This window comes from Gaetbulibacter saemankumensis DSM 17032 (genome assembly GCF_000425645.1).
Lineage (GTDB): Bacteria > Bacteroidota > Bacteroidia > Flavobacteriales > Flavobacteriaceae > Gaetbulibacter > Gaetbulibacter saemankumensis.
Window position 1 is genome coordinate 396,438 of the sequence record NZ_AUDV01000005.1, and the last position, 26,373, is coordinate 422,810.

General features: G+C 35.5%; 26 protein-coding genes. 23 read left to right on the forward strand and 3 right to left on the reverse strand.

The window, feature by feature from the left end; all coding sequences use genetic code 11:
• Positions 1-20: 20 nt before the first annotated feature.
• Positions 21-248 carry a VF530 family protein gene (locus H611_RS0101780; protein ID WP_084158124.1) on the forward strand — a complete coding sequence of 76 codons (228 nt, stop codon included), beginning with the start codon at positions 21-23 and terminating at the stop codon, positions 246-248.
• Positions 249-818: 570 nt separating this feature from the next.
• On the opposite strand, the gene H611_RS0101785 is transcribed toward H611_RS0101780, so the two are convergent.
• Positions 819-1,463, reverse strand: a complete 645-nt coding sequence (locus H611_RS0101785; RefSeq protein ID WP_027136734.1) for a DUF6266 family protein — start codon at positions 1,461-1,463, stop codon at positions 819-821.
• Positions 1,464-1,824: 361 nt separating this feature from the next.
• Between H611_RS0101785 and H611_RS0101790 the strand changes: the two genes are divergently transcribed.
• The 17 genes from H611_RS0101790 (at position 1,825) to H611_RS0101880 (ending at position 19,975) form a co-directional block, all read left to right on the forward strand.
• Entirely contained in the window at positions 1,825-2,334 is a 510-nt protein-coding gene (locus H611_RS0101790; protein WP_027136735.1) for a carboxypeptidase-like regulatory domain-containing protein, read from the forward strand.
• A 166-nt stretch (positions 2,335-2,500) separates the two neighbouring features.
• Positions 2,501-3,220 carry a TlpA family protein disulfide reductase gene (locus tag H611_RS14400; protein WP_051238682.1) on the forward strand — a complete coding sequence of 240 codons (720 nt, stop codon included), beginning with the start codon at positions 2,501-2,503 and terminating at the stop codon, positions 3,218-3,220.
• Positions 3,221-3,388: 168 nt separating this feature from the next.
• Positions 3,389-3,760: a hypothetical protein gene (locus H611_RS0101800; protein WP_027136736.1), complete on the forward strand. Its 372-nt coding sequence runs from the start codon at positions 3,389-3,391 to the stop codon at positions 3,758-3,760.
• Positions 3,761-3,934: 174 nt separating this feature from the next.
• Positions 3,935-4,684 (forward strand): trypsin-like peptidase domain-containing protein, encoded by a 750-nt coding sequence (locus H611_RS0101805; RefSeq protein ID WP_027136737.1) that lies wholly within the window; start codon positions 3,935-3,937, stop codon positions 4,682-4,684.
• Positions 4,685-4,768: 84 nt separating this feature from the next.
• A complete protein-coding gene (locus H611_RS0101810; protein ID WP_027136738.1) occupies positions 4,769-5,512 on the forward strand; it encodes a DUF6090 family protein in 744 nt (247 codons plus the stop codon).
• 564 nt (positions 5,513-6,076) lie between these two features.
• A complete protein-coding gene (locus H611_RS0101815) occupies positions 6,077-6,997 on the forward strand; it encodes an alpha/beta hydrolase (protein ID WP_027136739.1) in 921 nt (306 codons plus the stop codon).
• Between the two features lie 199 nt (positions 6,998-7,196).
• The gene (locus tag H611_RS0101820) at positions 7,197-7,568 is read left to right on the forward strand and encodes a DoxX family protein (RefSeq protein ID WP_027136740.1); all 372 of its coding nucleotides are present in this window, start codon (positions 7,197-7,199) and stop codon (positions 7,566-7,568) included.
• 91 nt (positions 7,569-7,659) lie between these two features.
• Positions 7,660-9,123, forward strand: a complete 1,464-nt coding sequence (locus H611_RS0101830; RefSeq protein WP_084158119.1) for a DUF5107 domain-containing protein — start codon at positions 7,660-7,662, stop codon at positions 9,121-9,123.
• Between the two features lie 719 nt (positions 9,124-9,842).
• Positions 9,843-13,115: a WD40/YVTN/BNR-like repeat-containing protein gene (locus H611_RS0101835; RefSeq protein WP_051238683.1), complete on the forward strand. Its 3,273-nt coding sequence runs from the start codon at positions 9,843-9,845 to the stop codon at positions 13,113-13,115.
• Positions 13,116-13,279: 164 nt separating this feature from the next.
• Positions 13,280-13,978 (forward strand): DUF6090 family protein, encoded by a 699-nt coding sequence (locus H611_RS14405; protein WP_027136743.1) that lies wholly within the window; start codon positions 13,280-13,282, stop codon positions 13,976-13,978.
• A gap of 734 nt (positions 13,979-14,712) precedes the next feature.
• Positions 14,713-14,880: a hypothetical protein gene (locus H611_RS14715; RefSeq protein WP_157515022.1), complete on the forward strand. Its 168-nt coding sequence runs from the start codon at positions 14,713-14,715 to the stop codon at positions 14,878-14,880.
• A 174-nt stretch (positions 14,881-15,054) separates the two neighbouring features.
• Positions 15,055-15,810: a class I SAM-dependent methyltransferase gene (locus H611_RS0101855; protein WP_027136744.1), complete on the forward strand. Its 756-nt coding sequence runs from the start codon at positions 15,055-15,057 to the stop codon at positions 15,808-15,810.
• Positions 15,811-15,926: 116 nt separating this feature from the next.
• Complete coding sequence (gene ygiD / locus H611_RS0101860; RefSeq protein WP_027136745.1) at positions 15,927-16,757, forward strand: 4,5-DOPA-extradiol-dioxygenase; 831 nt, start codon at positions 15,927-15,929, stop codon at positions 16,755-16,757.
• 142 nt (positions 16,758-16,899) lie between these two features.
• Positions 16,900-17,103, forward strand: a complete 204-nt coding sequence (locus H611_RS0101865) for a YgaP family membrane protein (RefSeq protein ID WP_027136746.1) — start codon at positions 16,900-16,902, stop codon at positions 17,101-17,103.
• Positions 17,104-17,191: 88 nt separating this feature from the next.
• Positions 17,192-18,886 (forward strand): tetratricopeptide repeat protein, encoded by a 1,695-nt coding sequence (locus H611_RS0101870; protein ID WP_027136747.1) that lies wholly within the window; start codon positions 17,192-17,194, stop codon positions 18,884-18,886.
• A gap of 40 nt (positions 18,887-18,926) precedes the next feature.
• On the forward strand, positions 18,927-19,511 hold the full coding sequence (locus tag H611_RS0101875; protein WP_245574752.1) for an SCO family protein: 585 nt from the start codon (positions 18,927-18,929) through the stop codon (positions 19,509-19,511).
• A gap of 164 nt (positions 19,512-19,675) precedes the next feature.
• Positions 19,676-19,975, forward strand: coding sequence for a DUF1905 domain-containing protein (locus H611_RS0101880; protein ID WP_035483138.1), 300 nt, complete (start codon positions 19,676-19,678; stop codon positions 19,973-19,975).
• Positions 19,976-20,284: 309 nt separating this feature from the next.
• Here the strand turns inward: H611_RS0101880 and H611_RS0101885 are convergent, their stop codons facing one another.
• Positions 20,285-21,124: an SDR family oxidoreductase gene (locus tag H611_RS0101885; RefSeq protein ID WP_027136750.1), complete on the reverse strand. Its 840-nt coding sequence runs from the start codon at positions 21,122-21,124 to the stop codon at positions 20,285-20,287.
• Positions 21,125-21,178: 54 nt separating this feature from the next.
• Positions 21,179-21,589 carry an Rrf2 family transcriptional regulator gene (locus H611_RS0101890; protein WP_027136751.1) on the reverse strand — a complete coding sequence of 137 codons (411 nt, stop codon included), beginning with the start codon at positions 21,587-21,589 and terminating at the stop codon, positions 21,179-21,181.
• 213 nt (positions 21,590-21,802) lie between these two features.
• Between H611_RS0101890 and H611_RS0101895 the strand changes: the two genes are divergently transcribed.
• The 5 genes from H611_RS0101895 to H611_RS0101915 all read left to right on the forward strand — a co-directional run bounded on the left by H611_RS0101895 (position 21,803) and on the right by H611_RS0101915 (position 26,373).
• Entirely contained in the window at positions 21,803-22,369 is a 567-nt protein-coding gene (locus H611_RS0101895; protein WP_027136752.1) for a hypothetical protein, read from the forward strand.
• On the forward strand, positions 22,359-23,126 hold the full coding sequence (locus tag H611_RS0101900) for an SOS response-associated peptidase (RefSeq protein WP_027136753.1): 768 nt from the start codon (positions 22,359-22,361) through the stop codon (positions 23,124-23,126). Before H611_RS0101895 ends, H611_RS0101900 begins: the two co-directional genes overlap by 11 nt.
• A gap of 349 nt (positions 23,127-23,475) precedes the next feature.
• A complete protein-coding gene (locus H611_RS0101905; RefSeq protein ID WP_027136754.1) occupies positions 23,476-24,435 on the forward strand; it encodes a Tll0287-like domain-containing protein in 960 nt (319 codons plus the stop codon).
• Between the two features lie 236 nt (positions 24,436-24,671).
• Positions 24,672-25,517: a universal stress protein gene (locus tag H611_RS0101910; protein WP_027136755.1), complete on the forward strand. Its 846-nt coding sequence runs from the start codon at positions 24,672-24,674 to the stop codon at positions 25,515-25,517.
• Positions 25,518-25,527: 10 nt separating this feature from the next.
• Positions 25,528-26,373: a universal stress protein gene (locus H611_RS0101915; RefSeq protein ID WP_027136756.1), complete on the forward strand. Its 846-nt coding sequence runs from the start codon at positions 25,528-25,530 to the stop codon at positions 26,371-26,373.

A 26,373-nucleotide genomic window follows, 5' to 3' on the forward strand; every position in this document is an offset into this window, starting at 1 on the left:
TTTGTAATTAAATGACACCCATGGAATCACAACCCAACAACCCATTACACGGTATTAAACTGGAACAAATAATAAACGATCTGGTAGCACATTACGGTTGGGAATTCATGGGGTACACGATTAATATTAAATGCTTTAACATCAATCCATCGGTAAAATCAAGCTTAAAATTTTTACGCCGAACGCCCTGGGCACGTGCCAAAGTGGAAGCTTTGTATTTACAGATGCTAAAAAATAAAGCGCGCTAAAAAGAAGGTTTGTTTACTTTTTTAGTTCACTATTTTATATTTGAAGTTAAGGCGTTCGAATCTCCTTCGTAGATTCGCATGGCCAAAAAAGTAATCAAAAACGCTTGGCTTAATACCCTCTTTAAAGTCTAAAAGAACTTAACGCCTCCTAAAGTCGACAGTCGCTGTTTACCGCAAACCGTGTTTTGCTTCTCTATATTAAATAAAACCTTCTGAAATGGATTGACGCTCGCCTACGGCTATAAAAAGCACTGAGTAGCATTAAACTTTACAGCAAACATGAATTGAAACGCTACGCCCTCGTAAGCATACATCGGCTAAACACCGAAATTCAGGAGCGCAGCGACGCGGTGTTTCGACGAGGGGTTTTCGGCACTGGCCGAAAAATGCCTATCGAGGGTGGGTCCTTTTCTTTGGTTCGTTTCTTTTAGACAAGTAAAAGAAATGAACATCATGAGCTCCTTAATCTATTATAACATGTGCGAATAAAAGAAATGAACCTTAGAATAAAACAAAAAAAGAGATACTCCACAAGTATCTCCTTTTATAAAAACCATTTAAAACCACATTCTAGGTGACTGTAACAGCACCCAGATAAGTACTGGTGGCAGCCAGTTTCTTATCGGCTGTAACAAAGCTTACCCAGATGTGCACCTCCTGCCCTGCCCAATATCCCGGTAAAGGCATTTGTATGGTGGTTTCATCTCGGGTACCTGCGGGATTAGCTGTTTCGAAAGCCTGCAACGCTTCGCAGTATACCACCACAATAAGGGCGTCGGTGGCGCTGGCATTACCCTGTCCGCTGTTATCGTCCCAACTCAGGGTAAGCTGCTGATTGGCTGCCGGGGTAGCCGAACCATTGGTAAGACCATTTAGGTCGCCCTTGGCAATAAGCACTTTAGGGTAATCGATGTTGTAACTATCCAGCCCGTCGGGAACCAGAGCCTCCTTGAGGTGGTAGCCCGTAGCCAGATTAAAGGTACTCTTATCACCCTGCTGTTTCCCATAATAAGCCGAGACGATACCCTTTATAGGCGTTAAAAACTGAATGACCGTTTTAAAGCGCTCGCGCTGATCGAGCTGCGCCTGGGTTGGTGTGTAATTACCGCGCTGAGGTAAGCTGCGCATAATGTCTTTACCTCGCCAACGTGCACCCACCACGTTGCCTACTTTTCCGGAGAACCCTCCGAGGATGCCTTTACTAAATGTTCCCATGATACTTATATTTTGGGGTTAAAGCCTTGCAAACTAGCACACAAAGACATACACTCCAAACCCGTGACACAATTTGAAACAATTTGACACGATTTGACACAATTTGAGACTGAGACCAAAAAACAAGGGGTTTTGTTCGGGTTTTGTTCGGGTTTTGTTCGTCTCTGCTTCGGGCAAGTGTTTTTTGGATGGGGTTTTAGCTGAATAAGCCACGAACAACAGTGGCATGCAACCGCAGGATGTTAATAATATTGTTGAAACTATACGGAAAACCTTAATTAATACGTAAGAAATGTTATTATATTTGGATACATATAATGTAGATAAACGCCAGGTGTTTATCCAATTGTTGTAATGCATTATGGACAAGACGCTAAAAACAATATTTATCATCTTTTTAATCCTGACAAGTTTAAAAGGACTTTCTCAAACTGGAATATTGAATGGAAAAGTTTACAGTTGGCTAATGGATGAATATTTAGACTCTACTTCTGTCAAAATTCAACATACAAATTTTAAGTCTATAACTGATAAAAATGGTTTTTTTGAAATTAACGGAATTCCATTTGGCAAGTATACTTTAGTTATTAACGGCTACGACGGAATTTTAGTAAAGGAAATTAATATAAACCAAGAGTTAACTGAAATTCAAATAAAATACCCTTATTGCGAATATACATCTGACTATAAAATAAAAACTAATTGTCCAATTTGTAATAAAAAAGACAAAGTCATTCCAATATATTATGGTTTGATTGATGATAAGGAAAGTCTGAAAAAAGCAAAAAGAGGAAAAATTATATTAGGTGGTTGTATAGTGTCATTTTGTGACCCGAATTGGTATTGCAAAAGAGATAAAAAATATTACTGAATTAAAACGCATTACAACACAGTATATAAAAAATTGCTGTTTTGTGCTTAATCAATGTTAGTTGCTTTGTTTGCTAGCTTCTGATTTTCCTTCGGAAAATCCTCGCACACAAACACGCAACTTTCCATATACATAAACGTTAGCTACAATAAAGACAAACCTACCTATGAAACATTTATTTCTATTAATCTTTTTAATTCTTTCAATAAGCTGCAATAAAGAAAGACCTGAACCCAACTTTTATAAAAATCTTTACACGGGAGAAGTTCTAAATAAAGCTGAATTTGAGGAATTTAGAAAATATTTACATTTAAAAAATACCGACTCAATAGAGAAAACCAATCTGAATTTTGTGTTCTATAAATTAGAAAAGTCTTCGGACTCTATTATCCAGAATTTCAAATACAACCTAAGAATTGGAGATAAATACTTAATCAGAACGAATAAATATGAAAAAATAGGAATGAAAGTTGCTTCAAAGAAATTCACTTCGATTGACGGAAAGGAAATTCTTATTGGCGGTAAACAAGAAAAGCCAACATTAATTAATCTTTGGTTTATTCATTGTCCAGGCTGTATAGCTGAAATACCTGCATTGAATAGACTTAAAGAAAAATATTCGGATAAAGTCAATTTTGTTTCTTTGACTTTTGAAGAGGAAAATGATGTTTCAAAGTTCTTAAACAAGAAAACATTTAAGTTTACACATATTGCCAATGTTAAAGGTTTTATCAAAAAAATCGGTTCATACCCTTATCCTGAAAATATTTTCATAGACAAAAACGGTTACATAACAAATATTGAAGGCGGTCTTCCTTATCATAAAAATACGGATTTGGATTCATCAATTGAATACTTTGAGTCAATAATTAAAAAATTACTGTAGCTAACACCGTGTAAAAATAATTGCTTGGTTCTTGCCTACTCGGAAAATCCTGCGGATTTTCCTCTGGTTCGTTCCATTTTTGTTAAGTTAGTGACTTAGTCACGCAACTATCCTTACACAAACCGTTGGCAATAATATGACGGAACGTAAAAAATGAACATCTGATTAATGAAATATAGCATTCCAGATAAAAGAGAATTGACAAAATCCGAAATTGAATTTCTGACTTATCTATTTGGGAAAGAAAAATCGGAATGGATTAATTTAATCGGAAATCTGAAAGTAATTGCTAGATGTGGTTGCGGAAAATGTCCGACTATAATATTTGGAAAAACATTTGACTCGGAAATTCAACAAGGAAATTTAATAATAGATTACGCTGGAAAAGGTAAAAACGGAGAATTGATTGGAATATCTGTATTCGGAACTGACCAAATGCCGACTGAATTGGAATTTCATTCAATAGACGGAGAATCTGAAATTAAAGAAATGCCGACAATTGAAACTCTGAAATCTATAACGGAAAATCTAACTGAATAAAAAAATACTATTGCCAACATTGTATCCTATGAAAAGCACTAGTCTACTCAGAAAATCCTCGCGGATTTTCTATTCGGTTTGTATTTGCTAAATTAGGTGCTTAAAACACGCAACGAAATCATACACAAGACCGTTAGCGACAATAAATGAAAAAGTTGTTTAAACATGAATACAATGAAAGTTAGAAACATAGTTTTGTCATTATTCCTATTAACCTTAATAGTAAGTTGCTCCACAGTAGAAAAACTTCATAAAAAACCTATAGGACTCATTAATAGTGTTACTTATTTGGATTCATCGTTTAACAACCCAAATGCCGCCAATGGTTTTTTAGTCAACTATGAAAACCAGACCTATGGTATCACAGCCAAACATGTTTTGGTGGTGGCAAAAACAGAGGAAATGGAGTTCATTGACTTTGAAGGAGGATTAAAGGAATGGAAAATGCATCCAAAAAACGATACCACTAAATATATTGTTATGGACAAGTTATTAAACTCCAACAGAAAGGATTCTCTTACATGGAGTTATATATCTAATAACCGAGACAGTTATGAAGATTGGTTAATTTTCTCAGTCAAAGAAAACAAATCAAAGTATAAACCTCTAAAATTTAGAAATAAACAGCTCATGAAAGGTGAGAATTTATATGTAATTGGCTGGTCTTATTCGGATACTATAGGACCACAACGTGTATATGAGTACATATACGATAAAACAGAAAAAAATTATCATCATCTGATACAAAAAAATGGCCCTACTAGTTTAGCGGGCTTAAGTGGGGCTCCGATAGTAGATGAGAAAGGGAAATTAGTGGGTCTAGTGTCTTCAGGAGGGAAAAATGTAAAAACAAAAGAGGTAATTTTATTAGCCACACCTGTAAAAAATATGCTTGAGTTTATTAAAGAAGTAAATAGAAGCTAATATTGTATATTGAGCATAACACCCTGCAGGATGTAAGGCTCAATATACTAACCGTTGTGCTTCATTATAACCAACCATTAACCAATGATAAAATTCTTTAGAAAAATTAGACAAAAATTACTCACTGAAAATAAATTAAGTAAATATCTAATTTACGCAATAGGCGAAATAATTCTAGTCGTCATTGGAATTTTAATTGCTTTGAGTATTAATAATTGGAATGAAGATAGAAATAACAGAAAGTTAATAACTGTTTACAAAAAAAGTTTAATAGAAAATTTTGTTCAAGATAGCATTGTCATAGCTAATGGAATTAATATTATCAATTCTGAAATAACAAAAATTGAACAATTTGAAAAAAGAGTTTCTAATTCTCAAGAACCATTAGATACAATTCTTAAAATTGCTCGTTTTGAATATGAATTTCGTATTTCTATTAATAATCACTACGAAAAAGACACATATGAAGTGCTTAATTCTACTGGACATATTGGTTTATTCACTAATAAATTGACAAAAAAATTGAAAGAATTAAATAGTTTACAAAATCGTGCTATATTCAATGCCAATCAATCTTTTGAATCCTATAGAAACAACCTTTCGAATTATTCACATAAGTATCCATTCTCTTTTAGAAATAATTTAATCAAAAATAACACCAAAGCTGCTAGCGTAGTTTGGAATAATATTTCTAAATCTGAACACGCAACAGAATTTAATGCATTGATTATTGCAAAAGGAGATGTATACCGACTTGCTTTAGGCTATTTACCAGATTTAAAAACAAAAACAAATGAATTACTTTCTGAACTTCGAAAACATAAATAACGAAAGCACAACAATGGTAATCGTTGCACAAGGCTCTAAGAAATGTATAATACAGCTCAAAAGCTCCTTTTTTAAGGGGCTTTTGTTTTTAGAGACTAACTAATATTAAAGGCTTCTAAAGGTCTTATCTGAAGTATTATTAAGGCCTTTAAGCGAAAAGCTGAATGATGCTTTGCTAGGACCTCGCTTTCCTAGGTTTTTACAATGAACTAAAAGGCTAAAAAATTCATGTTAAATTATATAATAAAGTAAGCTAATACTTATCTTTAAGCTATAAAATACCGAATATGGTATATAAATTATCAGTGTAAATTATTTTTTTGCCTGTAGCCATATTTCAGGACGAGACATTCATTGAATCAGCAATGTTTATGAAGAGATGATTTAAGTTATCTTATCATGGAGGACCGAAGCAGAGATGACGAACCAAACAAAGTAAACAGTAAGGATAAAAAAATAAATACAGCAAACATGTTTCTGAAAATAATAAAAAACCCGTTTTCTGCTTTTACTGATCACTATACTTCCTGCTCAAAATAATGATACGCTTAACACGATAGATCTATGAATAAACCAATGTTTAAATCGATTGAATTCCGATCTGATGATGTGATACTCCGAGGAAGGTTATACACACCTGGAATTAGCTCAAAAAAATTACCTGTTATTATCATGGCACACGGATATTCCGCAACAATTAACGGAATGGTTGCCGATCGGTATGCAGAAGTTTTCAGTAAAGCCGGTTTTGCCGTGTTATTGTACGATCATCGAAACCTCGGTATTAGCGATGGCGAACCGAGACAACAGCTTAATAGATGGACCCAAGCACGTGGATATCGGGATGCCATAGATTTTGTAATAACCTTACCGGAAATTGATAGTACAAAAATCGGGTTGTGGGGAGATAGTATGAGCGGTGACGAAGTTATTGTTGTAGCCGCAATGGATCATCGGGTTAAAACGGTTGTTGTCCAGGTCCCAGCATGTGGAAGAGAATTACCACAGCCTGATCCGGACGGAAAACTGTTTCAATCAATTAAGGAGACTTTCCTTCATGGAAATGTTGAAGGAACTCCTGAAACGACTTTAGGACCAATGCCCATTGTCTCCTTTGATCAGCAAAGTATTCCGTCATTGTTGAAACCTTTAACTGCCTATAGGTGGTTTATAGAATATGGAACCAGATATAATACCGGGTGGATCAATAATGCTACTTACGTTACACCAAATGTCCCCACTAAATTTAATTCTGTACTATGCATTCCATATATTAAAGCCGCCCTTTTAATGATGGTTGCTCATGATGATGAAATAAAAGGAGCTAATTCTAATGTAGCAAGACACGCATTTGAAATCGCACCTCAACCAAAAAAAATGATCGAAATTGATGGCGGGCATTTCGGATTACTTTACTATCCAAGTCCGTTGTTTGACCAAACCAGTAAAGCTCAGGTTGATTTTTTCAAAGAATATCTTCAATAATAATTGATTTTACCAAAGTGTCATAACATTTTGTATAAGTAATGGCAGAAAAAGTGATACATATCAGGGGGAGGTAGCCCGCCCAAACGTCATCGCGGTTTAACATGAAAGTGCCACAAAGTCTGCCACTACTCATACAATTTACCGTTGGCAACAATAAGTATTAATCTCGAAGAGGAATTAAATAAATTTTACAATAATGAAAAAAAACTTTAACGATTTAGCACTTTTAATATTAAGAGTTGGCTTTGGTGGCTTTATGCTTACACATGGAATTCCAAAAATAAGTATGTTATCAACCCCTTCCGATTTCGGTGACCCAATAGGTGTTGGTGCTACAATATCCTTAATTTTAGCACTTATTGGAGAAGTTGTCGCTCCAATTTTGTTAATTATAGGTTTTAAAACAAAATGGGCTGCTCTCCCTGCTGCCATTACTATGTTTGTTGCTGCATTTATAGTACATGCCAAAGACGATTTAGCAACCAAAGAACATGCTTTATTGTATTTTATAACCTTTGTTGTAATATTTCTAGCAGGTGCCGGAAAATACTCAGTTGATAAAGCATAATAAATTTTGCTCATTCCAAACTAAAAATTAGTGTAAAGTCTAATCTTTAACTTGTGTAAACGATGCCCCCTTAACGAACATATATTGAAATATGAAAACTACATTAAGTATCCTTTTTTTTCTGTTGATTTTTGCCATGTTACAAGCACAGGACAAAAAAGCCCAGATAGATATTAACCAATACCCCTCAGGTCCGGTTACTTATAGCCTAGATACTGTCATGTTTCGCCACATTGCCTATACGCTTAATAACAATGGTTCGATAAATAATATAGGGAAAGATATTGTCCTTACACCCTATAAAGCGACAATTATTGAAAACGACTTATTAAAGGTGACAGTGGTACCTGGAATTGGAGGGCGAATTCTATCAATTATTTACAAACCCACTAATCACGAACTGCTCTATCAGAATTCACTTGCAACGCCATTTGCCGGTGGTGACATATTTTATTACGACTGGTTAATGATTTGGGGCGGCATCTTTCCGACCTTCCCTGAATCCGAACATGGCAAAATGTGGTATTTACCTTGGAAAGCCGAGATTATCACAGCAACGGATGATGAATTCGCTCTACGAATGACAAAACATGATGACATTGATTCAAGTGGTCGAATTCCTCCAAAACAGTTTAAATACGGCAACACTGGAATCACCGTTTCTGCAACCGTGCGACTGATGCGAGGTAGCTCTGCTGTGCATCTGGATCTCGAAGTACAAAACACACGAAAAATTCCGGTCGAATATGAATATTGGACATGCACCACATTGGCACCAGGTTCCAAAGTGGGAGACACTAGGAGTCCTTCCAACACGGAAATCATTGCCCCAATTAATAAAGTTTATATCCCAAATCGGTGGGAATGGATGACTAAACTCGAAACACCATCTGGTGAAAAAGACATTTATCAATACGACAAGTTAGCTGAATTCAAAAATTGGTCTGATATGGGTATTGCATATGCTTCACCCAAGATTACTGCAAACTATTGGGGTGTTGTCAATCACGACAACAATGTAGGTGTAATTCGCGTGGCAGATAACAAAAATAGCACACCTGGTCTAAAGTTATGGACTTGGGGGGTGAAAAGTACAACTCATGATTTACAAGCACCAGACATCTTTCGGCCTTATATTGAGCTTTGGGCTGGTAATTCTACCAAGTTCTTCAAGCCGGCTCATCTTGATGGTGGGAAAAAGAAAAGTTGGACCGAAACATACCTGCCTACTATTGGTTTAGCTGAATTCACTAATGTAAATAAGTATGCTGCCGCCTTCTTAAAAACTACAGCTAATGTAGACATGCGTACATTGCGTGCTCAAGTCTTCTCCGTAGAACCTACTAATATCTTTGAGGTTATTTTAACCGTTAATGATGAGAAGACCATAAAAGAATTGCTGCATGAAGATTGGACTCCAAAACTCAAGGAGTCAACTATTTTTGAGGCAAAGATAGCCAACACGGATTTACCTTTAGGTAAAGGTGAATGGAAACTGACGCTTTTGAATAAAAAGGATGGGCGGATACTGTTTGAAGCAGCTATTCCTCGTTAAGACCCTCTATAGTTTGATAATGAATCTGATACCCCATTGAGCGAAGTGAAAAAAATAATAATAGATTAAAATACTCTTACCAACAACTGTAGCCGTTGCACAAGCCCTTAATTTTTAAAAAACAAGATACAAATAAGTCCTTTTAAGGGCTTTTATTTTACCTGTTAAGCTCGGCTCCTAAAATTATGAGCCTTTAAAAGATGTATTTGCCTCGCATTCCTAAAAACAAGAACTTTCACGCAAATCTTGAAATTTTGAATTATATTTGAGTGTTGTGCAACCGGCACCATGTATATAGTGTACGTTAAGGGACATTAGGCATGACAAACCGCTAACTTATTATGAAGTTCTTTATAAAAATTAGACTAAACTTACTTTCAGGAGAAAAACTGTAACGTATTTCAAGTATAATTTCTCCCAAATCATACTTGTTGTTATTGGGATTTTTCTAATATTTAGTATTAAGAATTTGAATTACGACAGAATATTAAAGATTGTTGAAATTGATATTTTATGATTTTCACTCAATACCTTGAGCGCTACTGCCAAACAACACCACAGCACGCCTTACTCATTACGTTTAACGCCTCACCATTAAACACTAGCCTCTCACTTCTAACTTCTATTTATTGCCAAGAATATCGTAACTTTCTGAAATATCACTTTTCGAAGGAAAAACAAAAAATAAGCTTTTAATAAAATCATTAAAATACTTTCACATGAAACGTTTTACCTGTTCCCTGCTTCCCTTCACCTTATTATATCTATTAGGATTCTTTTCCACCCATAGTCTCCAGGCACAATCCGATACCCCCGAAGTAAAGGACGTCTCCTTAAACGGACTTTCCTTTCGTAGCATCGGACCTGCTATTACCGGAGGGCGTGTGGTGGCACTGGCCGTGAATCCATTCAACCACCATGAGTATTACGTGGGCTCGGGACATGGCTCCCTTTGGAAAACCACCAACAACGGAATCACCTATACCCCAGTTTTCGACAATGAAAATTCCTTCGCCATTGGTGCGGTGACCCTCGATCCTTCTAATCCCAATATCGTATGGGTGGGTACCGGTGAAAACAACAACCAAAACTATTCCATGTATGGCGATGGCGTATACAAAAGCGAGGACGGTGGTAAGAACTGGAAGAACATGGGACTTAAGGATTCCCACCACATTGGAGGGATAGTCGTCGACCCCAACGATTCACAAACAGTCTATGTGGCTGCCTATGGTGCTCAGCGAAGAGGAAACGAAGAACGGGGTATCTTCAAAACTACCGATGGCGGAGAAACCTGGAAGAAGGTATTGTACGTGAGTCAATATACCGGGGCCTATGAAGTACATATGGATCCCAGACATTCCAATATTCTCTATGCGGTCATGCACCAACGCATGCGTAACTTATTTACCAGTATTATAGGAGGTCCGGAAACTTCTATCTATCGCAGTATCGACCATGGGGAAATATGGACCAAAATGAGCACTGGATTGCCCACTGAGCAAATGGGAAGAATCGGATTGGCCATTTCTCCCGTAAATCCGGATGTGTTGTTTGCCATTGTCGAGGCGACCAAAGGCGGCGGTGTATACAGAAGTACCGACCGTGGCGTAAGCTGGGAAAAGCGAAGCGATCATGTTTCGGCGTACCCATTTTATTTCCAAAAGCTTTCCTGCGATACCAAAAACGTAGACCGCCTCTATAGTATGGATATCCTCTTGCAGGTTAGCATCGATGGAGGAGCAACTTGGAAGAATGCCGGAGAAGATAAAAAGCATGTGGATAACCATGTACTATGGATTAGCCCCGATAACAATAAACACCTCATCAGTGGTTGTGACGGCGGGGTGTATGAAAGCTTCGATCAAGCCAAGAACTGGGACTTCAAAGCGAATATCCCCATTACGGAAATCTATAAGGTAACGGCAGATAACGCCACCCCCTTCTATAATGTGTACATAGGAACCCAGGACAATAATAGCTTAGGGGGTCCTTCGAGAACTACGAGTTCCAGTGGCATCACGAATCGCGATTGGGTATTTACCCAAAGTGGTGACGGTTTTCAGTCCCAGGTAGATTGGAAAGACCCCAATATCGTGTATTCCCAATCCCAATTCGGTGGTCTGGCCCGCTTCAACAAAAAAACGGGAGAAAAACTGCATATAAAGCCCTATGATTTTGATGACAAAGGGTATAGATTCGATTGGGATGCGCCCTTGCTGATTTCCAAATTCGATAACAAACGCCTGTATTTCGCAGCCCATACTTTGTTTCGTACCGACGATATGGGAAGCACTTGGAAAGAAATTAGTCCCGACCTCACCCGCGGCGTACCGAATAAGATGCAAAACCTTATGGATCGCAGCTGGAGTATAGACGAGATGGCCCGAAAAGGATCTATGGGACAACTAAGTGCCATTACTGAATCCCCTTTGGACGAAAAGCTATTGTATACAGGTTCGGCCGACGGGTTGATTCACTATACCACTGACGGAGGGCAAAACTGGAATACCTCGGCCACACCCGATTTACCAAAATACGCCCGAGTCTCACAAATCATCGCCTCCCATTTCAATAAAAATGTGGCCTATGCCGCTTGTCAGAACCTACTGGAGGGCGATTTCAAACCCTATGTGTTGAAAACGACCAACCAAGGAAAGTCCTGGGCCATCTATAACGGAAACCTTCCCGAAAGAGGCAGTACCTATACCATCGCTGAAGACAATCAGAACAAAAATCTGCTTTTCGTGGGAACCAATTTTGGGGTCTTCTTTACCGTGGATGGCGGAAAAGACTGGATACAGTTAAAAAATGGAATCCCTACCGCCTGTGTCATGAACATGGAGATTCAACGACGTGAAAACGATTTGGTGGTCTCTACCTTTGGAAGGGGCGTTTATATATTGGACGATTACACCCCTTTACGAAGCTTAACCCCAAATACCTTAGCCAAGGAAGCCGAAATCTTTCCCATTAAAAAAGCCAAGATGTATATGGAAAGTAATCCTTTCGGATACAGCGGGGTAGGCTCTCAGGGCGCCAGTTTTTACACAGCCCCGAACCCAGAAGTCGGCGTGACGTTCACGTACTACCTAAAAGAGGAAGACAAATCCCTTAAGGAGCAACGGAGGGAGGAAGAAAAGCGTTTACAGGAAAAGAACGAAGACGTGAAATATCCTTCCTACGAACAATTGCGAAAGGAAGCCGATGAGATTCCTGTGCATTTGCTGTTCACCATTACCGATGAAGCGGGTCAGGTGATCCGAAAAATAAAAACCGCTCCTAAAAAAGGAGTAAACAGAATCACTTGGGATTTTAGGCATCATGCCGTGACACCGGCTTCACTGAAGGATTTCAGTTCCGACTTGGTGTGGAATCTACCTGATGTAGGCTATATGGTTGTTCCCGGCACCTATAAAGTAGGCCTTTCAAAATTTGAAAATGGTAGCTATCGTACATTGGTGGAACCCAAATCATTTATCTGTGAATCCCTTCATGTCGCCACTATGACTGCTGAAGAACGCCGGGCATCCGATGAGTTCAATAAAAAAGTGGCATCATTAACCCAAGCCATAGGAGGTGCCGACGCCTACAGAAAATGGTTATTCGAGAAACTCGACGAATTGGAAAAAGCCGCTATTGCCGGGGAATCCGTACCCAATACGGTATATGGTTCCATCCCAGACACCAAAAAAGAGTTGGAAGCCTTTAACAGGGAACTCAATGGAGATCGATTACGTGCCAGGTACGAAGGCGTACCACCCACCTCCCTGAAGCAGCGGGTCGATTTGATTACCAGGCAATTATGGAGGTCAACAGCCCCACCCACCACTACTTTCAAGAAATCGTATGAGGTAGCCGCCAATCAGTTTGGCGATTTATTAAAAACCCTAAGAGAATTGGACAACAAGGTAAAGGCCATAGAATCGCAGTTAGAGGAATACGGAGCCCCGTACACCCCAGGCAGATTCCCGGAGTGGAATAGGAATTAGGAGGATCCCTCTAGAGATTCCTTCCTTTTCAATATGGAAGGATCGGTTCAAATTACAAAGCATGAAGCTCAAACCCGAGAACAAGCAATAAATATAGGTCGAGGTGCTTCATTATAACCAACCAATAACAAATGATAAAATTCTTTAGAAAAATTAGACAAAACATGATAAAGGAAAATAAGGTTAGCAAATATTTTCTGTATGCTGTGGGAGAAATAATTCTGGTTGTAATTGGAATCTTGATTGCACTGCAAGTCAACAATGCTAATGAAATCTCAAAACAGAAACAGAAAGTAAAAAACTACAAAAAGACATTGATTACTGAGCTTAAAGCTGATCTAATGAGGCTTGATCATTTAGATACTTTATGTAAGAAGAAGCAGAAAGACATAAATAATTATCTTTCAATTTTCAAAAAGGCGGATAAGGAAATAGGGGCAGTAATTCATGAGATGAATAACGTTAATTATTATGGTGATTTCTACCAAAGTATTGCCTATACCATTGATGATATTATTAATACGGGCAACCTTGAACTATTTAGCAATGAGATTAAACATGCCATTTTAGAATTTAAAGCCACCGAGGAATTCTATGAAAAAACCAAAGCTGAAGTGGTCCAAAAATTTGTTTTAAGTAATCTTGAATTTGAAAATGTTGCAGATATGCTCTCATTTAGTGATCAGTCAACGTATGAATATAAAAACCTTAATGACTGGATATTTGATTTAAAATCGGAACAATATAGATTATTTAACAACAGGGCACTTGCAGTATTACGGACTTATTATTTCCGAACCGATCAAAATCACAAAATGAGACTAAGCATTGAAAAACTATTAATTGAACTGGAGAAAGATTAAACTTACGAAGTACAACATTGGTAGCCGTTGCACAAGCCCTTATTAGTAATTATAATAGGCAGTGGATTACTGTTTTTAGCTAAAAAAACATCTGAGACTAATGGTTGAACGATTTAAATTTGACAAAGATCAGAACTTGAAACCCTAGGATAAAATTCTTGTCCCCCTGATGGGGTTTAGCCTAACCTTTCCTGTGTTTATTATTGCAGGATAAGACCATCAATTCGTATGGTCAACTATGTCTTCTATATGGCTTAATATCGTAGGCTTAATAATCGTTGCTCTAGGGTATGCTTTCACTTCATGAGCCATAATTGAAAACCAGTTTTTCTGTTTTATGATGCGTATCCAGCTAGATAGAGGGCATAAAGTCTGTGACAGTGATCCTTCCAAGTTGTACGGCACACGGGATATGCGGGAAATATCCATCCACTCCTCGGCATCATGCTAATATGGAGACTCATCCCTGTCTTAATTGACATTGTTATAAGTATTATTAGAACGGCTTTAGAAGATAGGGCCCTACACAATGTATAACCCGGATATAAAGAATATGCTAATCGGGTAATATACCTACTGATTCCAGGTGTATTTTGATTGTAAATTTTATATCAAAGAAAAAGTGAAACAAAAAACAACATCTCAATCCACCTAACGCATTCATTTGAGAGGAATTTATTTCTATTAATACAATATCCAAAATAACAAATATCAATTTATAATCGAATATCCAGTTGAAGTCACCGTTGGAGGTTTTGTCGGGAATAACGAAACGTACTTTTGAAATTGGAGACGTGTATACAGGCACCGATTCGGGTAGTCATGTTATAACAATAAGAATCGCCGAACACGAAGAATTAAATGACGATTATCCTGATAGTCATATTATTTGGACTTTTTAAACGTCCCTCTTGGAAATCTAAAGGCATAAGAATAATGACGCCTCTTGATAAAATTTAAAAACTCCGCATCTAGTTCCCTATGCTCTATGTTTCCTTTCAAAAATCCTTGCAAATTTGCTATCTTCGATTTGTTACAGAACATACTAGTATGGAAAACTATAAGCAAACTATTGAATGGACGTTACAAAACATAATCAAATAGCTTGGGACCATTACGTTGATCAAAACGATCGATGGACCATTCCTGCATCTAAGCAAGAAATAGAACAAGCAAAAATAGGATACTGGAACATTGTACTAACTCCAAAAAAAGCAGTCCCACACCATTGGTTTCCTGATTTAAAAGATTTAAAAATTTTAGGGCTTGCCTCTGGAGGTGGACAACAAGGTCCTATTCTTGCGACCTTGGGGGCAAAGGTTACCATTTTCGATAATTCTGAAAAACAATTACTACAAGATAAAACCTTAAGTGATAAGTATAACCTTGGCATAAAAACGGTTCAGGGAGATATGAGAGATCTTTCTGTGTTTTCAGATAATTCATTCGATGTAATATTTAATCCTTGTTCCATTCTATTCGTAGATAATGTGCTACCGGTTTGGAAAGAATGCTTCCGGGTACTAAAATTGAACGGTATTTTAATGACTGGCTTAATCAATCCTTTGTCATTTCAACTGGATGAAGAAAGCTTAAAACTCATTTACAAGCAACCTTTTTCAGACCTACATTCATTACCTATAGAAAAATTGAATGCGTTAAAAAAGAATAACGACCCTTTAGCATTTGGACATAGCCTGACCGACCAAATTAGTGGACAATTAAAAGCTGGTTTTAATATAACAGATATGTATGAGGATGATTGGGGAGGTGAAAGTAAATTGGATGATTATTTTCCGGCGTTCATAGCGACAAGGGCAATAAAACGATAATTACAAGGAAAAATCTAATCATTAAATAACTATAAGTCATTATTTAATCACCTACTTCCAAATACTAACCCAGATATTATGAATGCCATCAGGTTAGCGTACTAATGGCTTTGATTATGAAGTTAAGAGTTTTAAATAAAATATCAGCATCCATGAATAGCACGAGTAAAATGCCCGTCCTATTTCTAGGGCATGGTAGTCCCATGAATGCCATTGAAGAAAACGAATTTGTTACTGGATTTAGAAAAATAGGCAAAGAAATAGCAAAACCCAATGCCATTCTATGTATTTCTGCCCATTGGGAAACAAAAGGAACTTTTGTAACTGCCATGCAAAACCCACCAACTATTCACGATTTTAGCGGCTTTCCTCGAGCATTGTTCGATGTTCAGTATCCGGCACCAGGAAGTCTTGAATTAGCTCAACAAACAAAAGGATTGATTACTAAAACAGAAGTTGGCTTAGATGATAAATGGGGACTTGATCACGGTGCGTGGAGTGTTATAAAACATTTATACCCAGACGCTGAAATTCCTGTAATACAAATGAGTATTGATTACACAAAACCTGCACGTTACCATTATGAACTTGCAAAAGAAATTAGCAGTCTTCGCCAAAACAGTATATTGATTATTGGAAGTGGAAATATCGTTCATAACCTACGAATGGTAGCATGGAATAAGCTCAATGAAGAATTTGCTTTCGACTGGGCTACTGAAGCAAATGAAACCATAAAACACCATATTTTAAATGGGGACTTTCAACCTTTAATTGATTTTAAATCGCAAGGAAGCGCCTTCAATCTTGCTATTCCTACACCGGAGCATTATTTGCCATTACTTTACACCTTAGCATTTAAAGAAGACAACGAAAACATTACATTATTTAATGATAAGCCAGTTGCAGGTTCATTAACTATGACTTCAATAAAGATAGATACCGTTTAAAGTAACTGCCTTCGGGATGTTTTAGATATGACAAATTAAAGGTGTTTAATCCTCTAATATTTAAATAATTTTAAAATTTGTAATGGAAGGTCACAAAAAATCAATTAACTTTATAGAGCATTGATCTTTAAAACATGAAACCATGAAAAAAAATATGGGTTCGGCAGACCGAATTATCAGAATTATAATCGCTGCTGTTATTGGTACTCTTTATTTTACGGAAATCATCTCTGGAACGTTAGGCCTAATACTTGTAATATTCGCAGCTATTTTTGTTTTAACAAGCCTAGTAAGCTTTTGTCCGCTTTATATGCCTTTTGGTATAAAAACTTGTTCAAAAGAATAGGGCTATGAAAACAATTAAATTCTAAAAACATTTAGAGTAGTTTACACACAACCTAAATGCTTAATTATTAATATTGTATCTTATTAGAATGAAATATTCTAATAAGATACTGTTAAACATAGCCATTCTATTCTTTTCCTTACTTCTTTCATGTAAAAACAGCCCCCACAAGCCCAATATAAGCTCCTTAAACCTACTAAGAGGTGAATTACAATTATGCGGAGACGGACAATTTGGAGATGTTAACTTCTCTGAATCTTGCAGCCAAGAAACACGAGATAAATTTAATCTTGCCATTTCCTTACTCCACTCCTTTGAATATGCAGAAGCCGAAAAGGCCTTTGTAAAAGTTATAGATAAAGACCCACAATGCGCTATGGCCTATTGGGGTGTAGCTATGAGCATTTATCATGATTTATGGGCTCCACCAAATACATCTGATCTAGAAAAAGGTGTAAAACTATTGTCCATTGCCAAAACATTACCTAAATCAAAAAAAGCAGAACAGTATATTGAAGCTATTGGGGCGTTCTATTTAGATTGGGAGAACATAGACACGCAAACAAGAAAGGATAGATATGCTCAAAAAATGTTAAACATGTATCAAACATATAAAGATGATACTGAAGTTTCGGTTTTTTATGCATTAGCATTGCGCGCCTCAGCTCTACCAAGTGATAAAACCTATTCTAAACAAAGAGAATCAGGAAAAATACTAGAAACTTTATTTAAAAAAGAACCCAATCACCCAGGCATAGCGCATTATATAATTCACGCCTATGATTATCCTGAATTAGCTTTATTAGGATTAAATACTGCTAGACGATATGCCTCTATTGCACCAAATTCTGCACATGCACAACATATGCCATCGCACATATTTACGCGTTTAGGACTCTGGAACGAATCCATTAGTTCTAATATTAGTTCGGCTGAATCTGCCATTTGCTATGCAGAAAATATTGCTCCTGGTGCACATTGGGATGAGGAGGTACACGCTATGGGTTATTTAGTGTACGCCTATTTACAAACAGGCAATAATGAGCTAGCATATGAGCAGTACGACTACCTTAAAACATTCAAAGAAATTTTTCCTCCAAATTTTAAATTAGCATATACTGCAGCTGCTATTCCTGCTCGTTTGGCAGTTGAGAACAAAAACTGGAAAGAAGCTGCGAATCTCAAATTACCAAATCAATTAGAGATAAATTGGAAAGCGTTTCCCTGGCAGGCATCTTTACTTCATTTTGCAAAAGCTTTAGGAAATATACACATTAACAATTTGGAAACTGCCCAAAAGGAACTGAACTTATTAGAGGCCTTTAAATCACAACTATTAAGTCAAAATAAAACTTACGAAGCTAATCAATTGACCATTGAAATAACAACTATTAAAGCATGGATGCAATTAAAAAAAGGCAAAAATAAACAAGCTTTGATTCATATGTATTCGGCTGCAAATTTGGAAAGTAAAACATCCAAACACCCTGTAACGCCAGGGGAAATATTACCAGCAGATGAACTCTTAGCAGATATGCTTTTGGCACTGAATCAACCCCAAGAAGCCTTAGCTATTTATGAATTAAACCAACAAAGAAGACCTAATAGGTTTAATGGAATTTATGGAGCTGCTATAGCCGCAAAACAAACGGGCAATCGTTTAAAGGCAATCCGTTATTTTAACTTATTGCTAAAACAAACTGAAAATGTAAAAAGCAAAAGACCTGAACTAGAAGAAGCAAAAGCCTTTCTGAAACAAAATAACATAATTTATGGTATATAATAAAGCACAACCTATACTGTATATTTTAATAGTTTGTTTCATGTTTTCCTGTAAAAAAACAAGACAACTACCCATTTATAATCCTTCAGACTTTAATCCTAAGTTAGTAGATATAAGTCTCCATGAAAAAAACACAAATCATACAGTTGCCGATTTTGAGTTAATAAATCAAAACGGAATAACAATAACTCAAGACGACTATAAAGACAAAATTTATGTTGTCGATTTCTTTTTTACGAGATGTCCAACTATATGCCCCATAATGACTAGTAATATGGTAAAACTCCAAAATCTTTTGTTCGAATATGATGATATTATGTTTTTATCCTTGTCGGTAACTCCCGAAATCGATAGCATAGCGGTTTTAAAAAAATACGCTATAGAAAAAGGCGTTATAGATTCTAAATGGAATATAACTACCGGAGACAAAAAGCATATTTATGAGTTAGCAAGAAAGAGTTTCTTTGCTGTAGTTGAACAAGGTGATGGTGGCCTACAAGATTTCATACATACCCCAAACTTTATTCTGATAGACAAGAAAAGACAAATAAGAGGCATTTATGATGGGACAAATGACAAGGACATGATTCGTTTAGAAAAAGATATTGATATATTGATTCATTAATTATCAACTGATAAATAATACATGCTTAATAATAATTTGCTCTTAACCTCCTTAAACTTCAGCACTAAAATCTCTTTTTCCTAAATTAGCATAGCTCAACATCAAGTATTTATTTTGAATATATTAGATAAGTGAATAGCTATTAAAGCAATATTATAAATTTAATGGAAGTTAAAATTCAGTACCATTTTTCTGCCAAAATATGGCAGCATAACGCACCGGGAGGATGGCATTTTACTTCGGTGCCTAATTTTATATCAAAAGAGATTCGAGAAAATTTAAAATGGCAGGAAGAAGGTTGGGGTCGTATGAAGGCCATTGCTGAAATAGGTTCGAAAAGATGGGAAACGGCTATTTGGTTTGACACTAAGAGAAATACTTATATTCTTCCAATAAAGGCTGAAATACGAAAAAAATTGAATCTTACCACTAATGATATGATTCATTTGACTATTTGGGTTTAAGCTAAAAATAACCTTTATATATCATATAATGGGGTTACTTATCCCTCATCAGTAATAGTTCTCATTACAACATTTGCTCCTATGTATTTGAGACAAAATAAAGCTAAATTAATTCTGTTTTGAAGTACTGATAATTACTTATAACTTAATTATATAATAAATATGCCAGCAGTTTAAGTACTATCATAAACTACTGGCATGTTAATTAGGTGCTTTGTATTTAAAATTTGAAAACCCGGTATTCCCTATTATTTTAATAACAATTGTAGATGTACATTTTTGTTCATCAATATTTTAGGTTATACTTTATTAATTTAAGACAGCCTTTACCGCTTCAGACAATGGTGTTGTAGGTCGACCAATTAGCTTAGATAAGGTTTTTTCTTCATAAAATAGATCGCCTTTTGACGCACTTACATCCCAGCTAGCTATTCCTTCGGCAAAAACATCCGGAAGACCTAAACCTTTTAATATGTCGCAATAGTCTTTTTCGGGTAAGTTGTTATAAGGAATCTCTTTATTTATTTGTTTTGAAATTTCCTGAGCTAAGTCTTCCAGAGTATACGACTCATCTCCTGCAAGTTCAAAAACACTATTTTTGTTATTTTCACTAGTCAAAACTACCGCTGCAGCTTCAGCATAATCATTACGAGTTGCTGATGAAATTTTTCCATTTCCTGCACTACCTACAAAGGCTCCTGCTCCTACTGCTCCTGGTACAGAACCCGTATAATTTTCGGTGTACCATCCATTTCTTAAAATGGTGTAGGCAATTCCAGATTCTTTTAATAATTTTTCTGTTGCTAGGTGTTCACCAGCAAGATTAATACTAGTAGTATCAGCTTTAAGTAAACTGGTATAAACGATCCATTTAACATCAGCTTCTTTAGCTGCCCTAATTACATTTTCATGCTGACTAGCTCTTTTACCTATTTCATTTCCTGAAATCAATAAAAGCGTATCAATTCCTTTTAAGACTTCAGATAAATTATCTGAATTTTCATAATCAAAAGTTCTAGCCTCTATTCCTTCCACTTTCTTTGGAGAACGCACAAGTGCTACTAAATTTGAAGCGTTTGTTCTTTCTTTTAAATGCTCTACTACAAGAGCTCCTAGTTGTCCGGTTGCACCGGTAATTCCAATTTTCATGTTTATAAATATTTAATTGTAATAATTATTGTTACATTAATGGTTAAAAAAATATCAATGAAATTCTGCCACAAAATTTTCAAGCGTTTTACCCCTTAGCTCATTATTTACCATAGTATCAATACTTTTAAATAAGCCATCTAATTTCTCATTAATAGTTTTACCTATAGGGCATTTTGGATTTGTTTTTACATTACGTTTACCCAAAACCTCAGAATTTTTAACTGCCAAATAAATAGTATCCAGAGTAATATATGCACTGCTTTTAGCAAGTGCATTTCCCCCTGTTTTACCCTTTTTACTAATTACTAGCCCAGCTTCATTCAACACACTTAATTCCTTACGAACAACTACAGGATTAATATTAATACTTCCTGCAATCCACTCAGAACTCACCCATTCTCCTTCACTATCGGCTAGAAGTGTTAAAATATGTAATGCTGTAGCAAATCTGGTATTATTCATAACGGGTACAAAGTTAATAATATTTTTTAATATGTAACTAATATAGTTACATTTAAATTTTATTTAACATAAAATGAACTAAGGATTTGAAAGATATCCTTCAGTCACTTATTCTTTTTTTATATATTTAATACTATAAACCAACAAAATAACACAAAATAACTTTTAAGAGTTAGCCAGTGTTAACAATTGCCAACAATTAGACTTTTAAATATGACACAACCCTTCAACTTTATAAAAAACCAGGCTTCAGGTAAAAAAGTTCTCTTGTTTTTTATCTTAACCAATCTCCTTTATGCTTTTATGCTTTTGGTGAGTATTCCTAAGGTGATGTCCTACTCTAACAATCTCAAAATCTTAGACATGATTCCAACAGGCTACGATATATCTTATGTGAATAGATTATTTGAGGCTCTTGGCGAACCGGGACGTCAGGCCTATTTAACAAATCAATTGCCTTTGGACATGATTTACCCCCTACTCTTTGCAATAAGCTATTGTTTGATTTTAGGATATTTTCTAAAAAAACTAAACATATTTAAAACACCCTATCAATACTTTTGCTTATTACCAATACTGGCTGGAATAGCGGACTACATAGAAAACCTAGGTATCATCACCCTATTAAGAAACTTCCCTGATATTTCGGAATATACTGTAAATATGACCGAGTTCTTCTCTTTAGTAAAAAGTATTACCACCAGTATTTATTTTACCATTCTCATTGCAATTTTATTCCTCTATGCCCTAAATGCTATTTTGAAAAAATATGTGCTATGATATCAAAGCAACATATGAAGCTCAGCTTAAACGTGCTCAACGTCGTGGTGACTTAGCAGCTATTGAAGAAATTACAGAGAAGTTAATTCCCCTTACTAATTTACCACTATATCATGCTTCAGGCTTTAGTCATCCAAAATTACTCATTTATACTAACCATAAACCAAACTTCCCTGTTGTGGCTACTTGGGGGTTGGTTCCTCAATGGGTAATGAACACCCAACAACTAAAATCCCTTTGGAATAATACACTCAATGCCCGTGTTGAAACGCTCTTTGACAAAGCCGCATTTAAAGATTCAATTAAACACAAACGCTGTATTATATACATTGATGGTTTTTACGAACACCATCACTATGAAAAAAACACTTATCCATTTTATATTTACCGCAAAGACAAAATGCCTTTAGCCCTTGCAGGATTATATAGCGAATGGACTAACCCTTATACGGGAGAGAATTTATTAAGTTTTAGTATTATAACAACCAAGGGGAATAAGATGATGCACAAAATTCATAATAGCCCTAAATTAAAAGAATCACGCATGCCGGCCATTTTGAAAGAAGAAAATGAAGATGCCTGGCTATTAACTGATGATCATGAGTTAAAACAAAAGGATCTTCAAAATCTTATTACCACTTTTCCTGATAATAATTTAAAAGCTCATACAGTACAAAAATTACGGGGTAAAAGTTATCCTGGTAACATCGAAAGTATTTCAGAATTAAAAATATATCCAGAATTAGAATTTAATTAAAACAATCGTTTTTTAAGAGTATCTCCTACCTATACTAAACAAAAATTATTACTTTAACCTCTTCTTCTTATGTAACTCAGGTTGCTGTGGATATAAGTCCGTTTCAATAATTTAGTATTTATAAATAACACCAAAAGCTAACTGGCTGAAATAATAAATGAAAACGATATTTTATAGGGTTTTTAATCTTAACATGCTTTTATCGATAAAACCATATGAGCCATTATTACACGCAAAATATCGTAAATAATGACTCTTATATACCCACTTATATTACGGCTGAACATTTAATACTATAATAAACAGTAATAACGAAACATGTGGTTTACTATAATTATATATTTATAAAATGAAAAACAATCTTCTCTTATTAATTTCTGCAATTTTTATATTAACAACTAATTGTGGTAAAAAAGAAAAAACCAATAACATTCCTGATTACAGAATTTCAAACAGTACACAAAATTCTTCTAACGGATTTAGTTTACTAAAAAACAACTGCTTAACTTGTCATAGTCCTACTGATAACATGGAGAACAGAATTGCTCCACCAATGGAAGCTATTAAAAGACATTATATTAGTACCGAAACAACGGAGGAAGCATTTACTAAAGACCTTATCGATTTTTTAAATAATCCCACGGTTGAAAAATCAAAAATGCCTAATGCGGTACATCGTTTTAATCTGATGCCACGCATGGGTTACCGTGAATCCGACTTGAAGGAAATAGCTGCTTATATTTTTAATACAAACCTTGAAAAACCAGGGTGGTTTGAGCAACATTTTAATGAGGAACGTGCAAAATATCGATTAAAAAACAATACGACACCCATAGATCAAGGAAGACAAATAGCAATGAACACTAAAGCTGTGCTTGGTAAAAACCTTATGCTGGCTATTCAAAATAAAGGAACTGAAAAAGCTATATCTTTCTGTAACACCAGAGCCATCCCTTTAACCGATAGTATGGCAATAGCCCAGCAAGCGAAGATAAAACGCGTTTCAGACAAAAATAGAAATCCAAAAAATGCGGCCAATGATGATGAGCTGGCCTACATAGAACTTAGTAAAAAACGAATCAATAATAATCAGTCCCCACAACCTCAAATAAAAAACCTAGGAGACAAGCTAATTGGCTATTACCCTATCATGACCAATAAAATGTGTTTACAATGTCACGGTCAACCGGAATCCGAAGTATTACCCAACACTTTAAAAAGATTAAAATCACTTTATCCAAATGATAAAGCGCTTGGTTATTCGGAAAATGAACTGCGAGGTATTTGGGTTATTGAAATGGGGAATTAAATTGAATGAAATAATTCTTGATGCTTCCCCAATCTAAATAGCCCTAATAATATATTATTTTTTTAAGAGCTTTATCCTACAGTTACATTAACACTACTGCATACATTCAGGTAATACAACTATAACATCAACTTAATCAATGCACTCCTTTTAATAAACAATACATAAACTAACATTTATCATAGCTAAATAAGTAATTAGTTTTTAGTTTTATAAAACGATTAAAACTAATTGTCATGATAAAAGTATTATTACCCACGGACTTTTCTGAAAATTCATGGAATGCGATTTCATATGCACTTCAGTTATTTAAATCAGAAAACTGCACTTTTTATTTATTAAATACATACACCCCTATTATTTACCAAATAGAATATGCACATGCAGACCCAGCACACTTCGATGCTATTAAATCCATGAGGGATCATGCAGAAACTAAACTCAGAGAATTAAAAAATCGAATTAATACTAACTATAATTTTCCCAACCACAATATTGAAAGTATTGCTTCATTTAATACCCTAACAGAGGAAATTAATAGCATTGTAGAAGAAAAAAACATAAATTACATTGTTATGGGCACAAAAGGTGCTACGGGTGCCGAAGAAATTTTATTTGGTTCAAACACAGTACATGTTTATAAAAATGCTAAATGCCCCGTATTGGCCATACCTGCTGGGTATGCATTCGACAAACCTTATGATGTTCTGTTTCCTACCGATTTTGAAATCCCATACGAATCGCACCATATAAGCCCAATTATTACTATATTGTCTATGTACACGACCCGATTAAATATTTTAAATATGACTTTCGGTTATGAATTATCGGAGAAACAAAAAAGCAATAAGCTCAGTTTAGATGCAGCCTTAAAGACATTTCACCCAGCTTTTCATTTAGTTAGTAATCAAACTGTAACAGAGGGCATTACCAAGTTTCTTCAAAAAAATAAAATAAACTTTTTGATAATGATAAATAATAAGCACTCCTTTTTTGAAAATCTATTTTTTAAATCCAAAGTAAACCAGATAGGATTTCACCTTAAAGTCCCATTTTTAGTAATCCCATCTATAATCGATTAAATATAAACCTATGGAAAACAAAATTTTAATCCCTACAGATTTTTCAGATAATGCTTGGAATGCCGTTGTATATGCTTTAAAACTCTTTGCTGATGAACCATGTACATTTTATCTTTTAAATGCGGTAAATATCAAGTATACAGCTTTTGCTAATTTCTCAAACAAGCTTCTAAAAACTATGTGTGATGCTGAAATGAAGACCTTAGTAGAACTAAAACAACTTGCTGAATCTTCTGATGCCAATGCCAATCATGAATTTAAAATTATTCAAAGTACTGAAAATTTAAACAGTGCTATAAACATGGTTGTCCGCGATAAAGCTATTAATTTAATTATCATGGGTACTAAAGGTCATACAGGGACAAAAGAATTTTTCTTTGGGAGTAACACCGTACAATTAATAAACCATATAAAAGACTGCCCCATACTTGTAATTCCTGAAGAATTCGAGTTCGTAAAACCTACACAAATAGCGTTCCCTACACATTTTAATAGATCTTATAGCAAAGAAGAATTAATGCCCTTAATGAGAGCTACAGAGTTATTCAATTCAAAAATAAGAATCGTACACATTAACGAAGAAGAGCAATTAACAACTCTTCAAGAGGAACATATGAAAGAACTAGACAGCATACTGTTAGATTATGATCATAGTTTCCACTGGATGCCTAACTATGCTAATAAAAGTGCGGAGATTAACGATTTTATTCAAGAATTAAATATCGACATGTTGGCTATGATAAATTACAAACATAGTTTTATTGAAAATATCTTGAGAGAACCCGTTGTAAATAAAATAGGATTTCACCCCATAGTTCCTTTCTTAGTAATCCCTAAAAAACATACGGCTAGCTAA

Coding starts and splice junctions, on each gene's coding strand:
- H611_RS0101905 (WP_027136754.1), top strand. CDS start 23,476: ATGAAAAACAATCTTCTCTTATTAATTTCTGCAATTTTTATATTAACA.
- H611_RS0101790 (WP_027136735.1), top strand. CDS start 1,825: ATGGACAAGACGCTAAAAACAATATTTATCATCTTTTTAATCCTGACA.
- H611_RS14405 (WP_027136743.1), top strand. CDS start 13,280: ATGATAAAGGAAAATAAGGTTAGCAAATATTTTCTGTATGCTGTGGGA.
- H611_RS0101855 (WP_027136744.1), top strand. CDS start 15,055: ATGGACGTTACAAAACATAATCAAATAGCTTGGGACCATTACGTTGAT.
- H611_RS0101890 (WP_027136751.1), bottom strand. CDS start 21,589: ATGAATAATACCAGATTTGCTACAGCATTACATATTTTAACACTTCTA.
- H611_RS0101820 (WP_027136740.1), top strand. CDS start 7,197: ATGAAAAAAAACTTTAACGATTTAGCACTTTTAATATTAAGAGTTGGC.
- ygiD (WP_027136745.1), top strand. CDS start 15,927: ATGAAGTTAAGAGTTTTAAATAAAATATCAGCATCCATGAATAGCACG.
- H611_RS14400 (WP_051238682.1), top strand. CDS start 2,501: ATGAAACATTTATTTCTATTAATCTTTTTAATTCTTTCAATAAGCTGC.
- H611_RS0101780 (WP_084158124.1), top strand. CDS start 21: ATGGAATCACAACCCAACAACCCATTACACGGTATTAAACTGGAACAA.
- H611_RS0101895 (WP_027136752.1), top strand. CDS start 21,803: ATGACACAACCCTTCAACTTTATAAAAAACCAGGCTTCAGGTAAAAAA.
- H611_RS0101915 (WP_027136756.1), top strand. CDS start 25,528: ATGGAAAACAAAATTTTAATCCCTACAGATTTTTCAGATAATGCTTGG.
- H611_RS0101870 (WP_027136747.1), top strand. CDS start 17,192: ATGAAATATTCTAATAAGATACTGTTAAACATAGCCATTCTATTCTTT.
- H611_RS0101885 (WP_027136750.1), bottom strand. CDS start 21,124: ATGAAAATTGGAATTACCGGTGCAACCGGACAACTAGGAGCTCTTGTA.
- H611_RS0101785 (WP_027136734.1), bottom strand. CDS start 1,463: ATGGGAACATTTAGTAAAGGCATCCTCGGAGGGTTCTCCGGAAAAGTA.
- H611_RS0101910 (WP_027136755.1), top strand. CDS start 24,672: ATGATAAAAGTATTATTACCCACGGACTTTTCTGAAAATTCATGGAAT.
- H611_RS0101800 (WP_027136736.1), top strand. CDS start 3,389: ATGAAATATAGCATTCCAGATAAAAGAGAATTGACAAAATCCGAAATT.
- H611_RS0101875 (WP_245574752.1), top strand. CDS start 18,927: ATGTTTTCCTGTAAAAAAACAAGACAACTACCCATTTATAATCCTTCA.
- H611_RS0101805 (WP_027136737.1), top strand. CDS start 3,935: ATGAAAGTTAGAAACATAGTTTTGTCATTATTCCTATTAACCTTAATA.
- H611_RS0101815 (WP_027136739.1), top strand. CDS start 6,077: ATGAATAAACCAATGTTTAAATCGATTGAATTCCGATCTGATGATGTG.
- H611_RS0101900 (WP_027136753.1), top strand. CDS start 22,359: ATGTGCTATGATATCAAAGCAACATATGAAGCTCAGCTTAAACGTGCT.
- H611_RS0101830 (WP_084158119.1), top strand. CDS start 7,660: ATGAAAACTACATTAAGTATCCTTTTTTTTCTGTTGATTTTTGCCATG.
- H611_RS0101810 (WP_027136738.1), top strand. CDS start 4,769: ATGATAAAATTCTTTAGAAAAATTAGACAAAAATTACTCACTGAAAAT.
- H611_RS0101880 (WP_035483138.1), top strand. CDS start 19,676: ATGGAAGTTAAAATTCAGTACCATTTTTCTGCCAAAATATGGCAGCAT.
- H611_RS0101835 (WP_051238683.1), top strand. CDS start 9,843: ATGAAACGTTTTACCTGTTCCCTGCTTCCCTTCACCTTATTATATCTA.
- H611_RS0101865 (WP_027136746.1), top strand. CDS start 16,900: ATGAAAAAAAATATGGGTTCGGCAGACCGAATTATCAGAATTATAATC.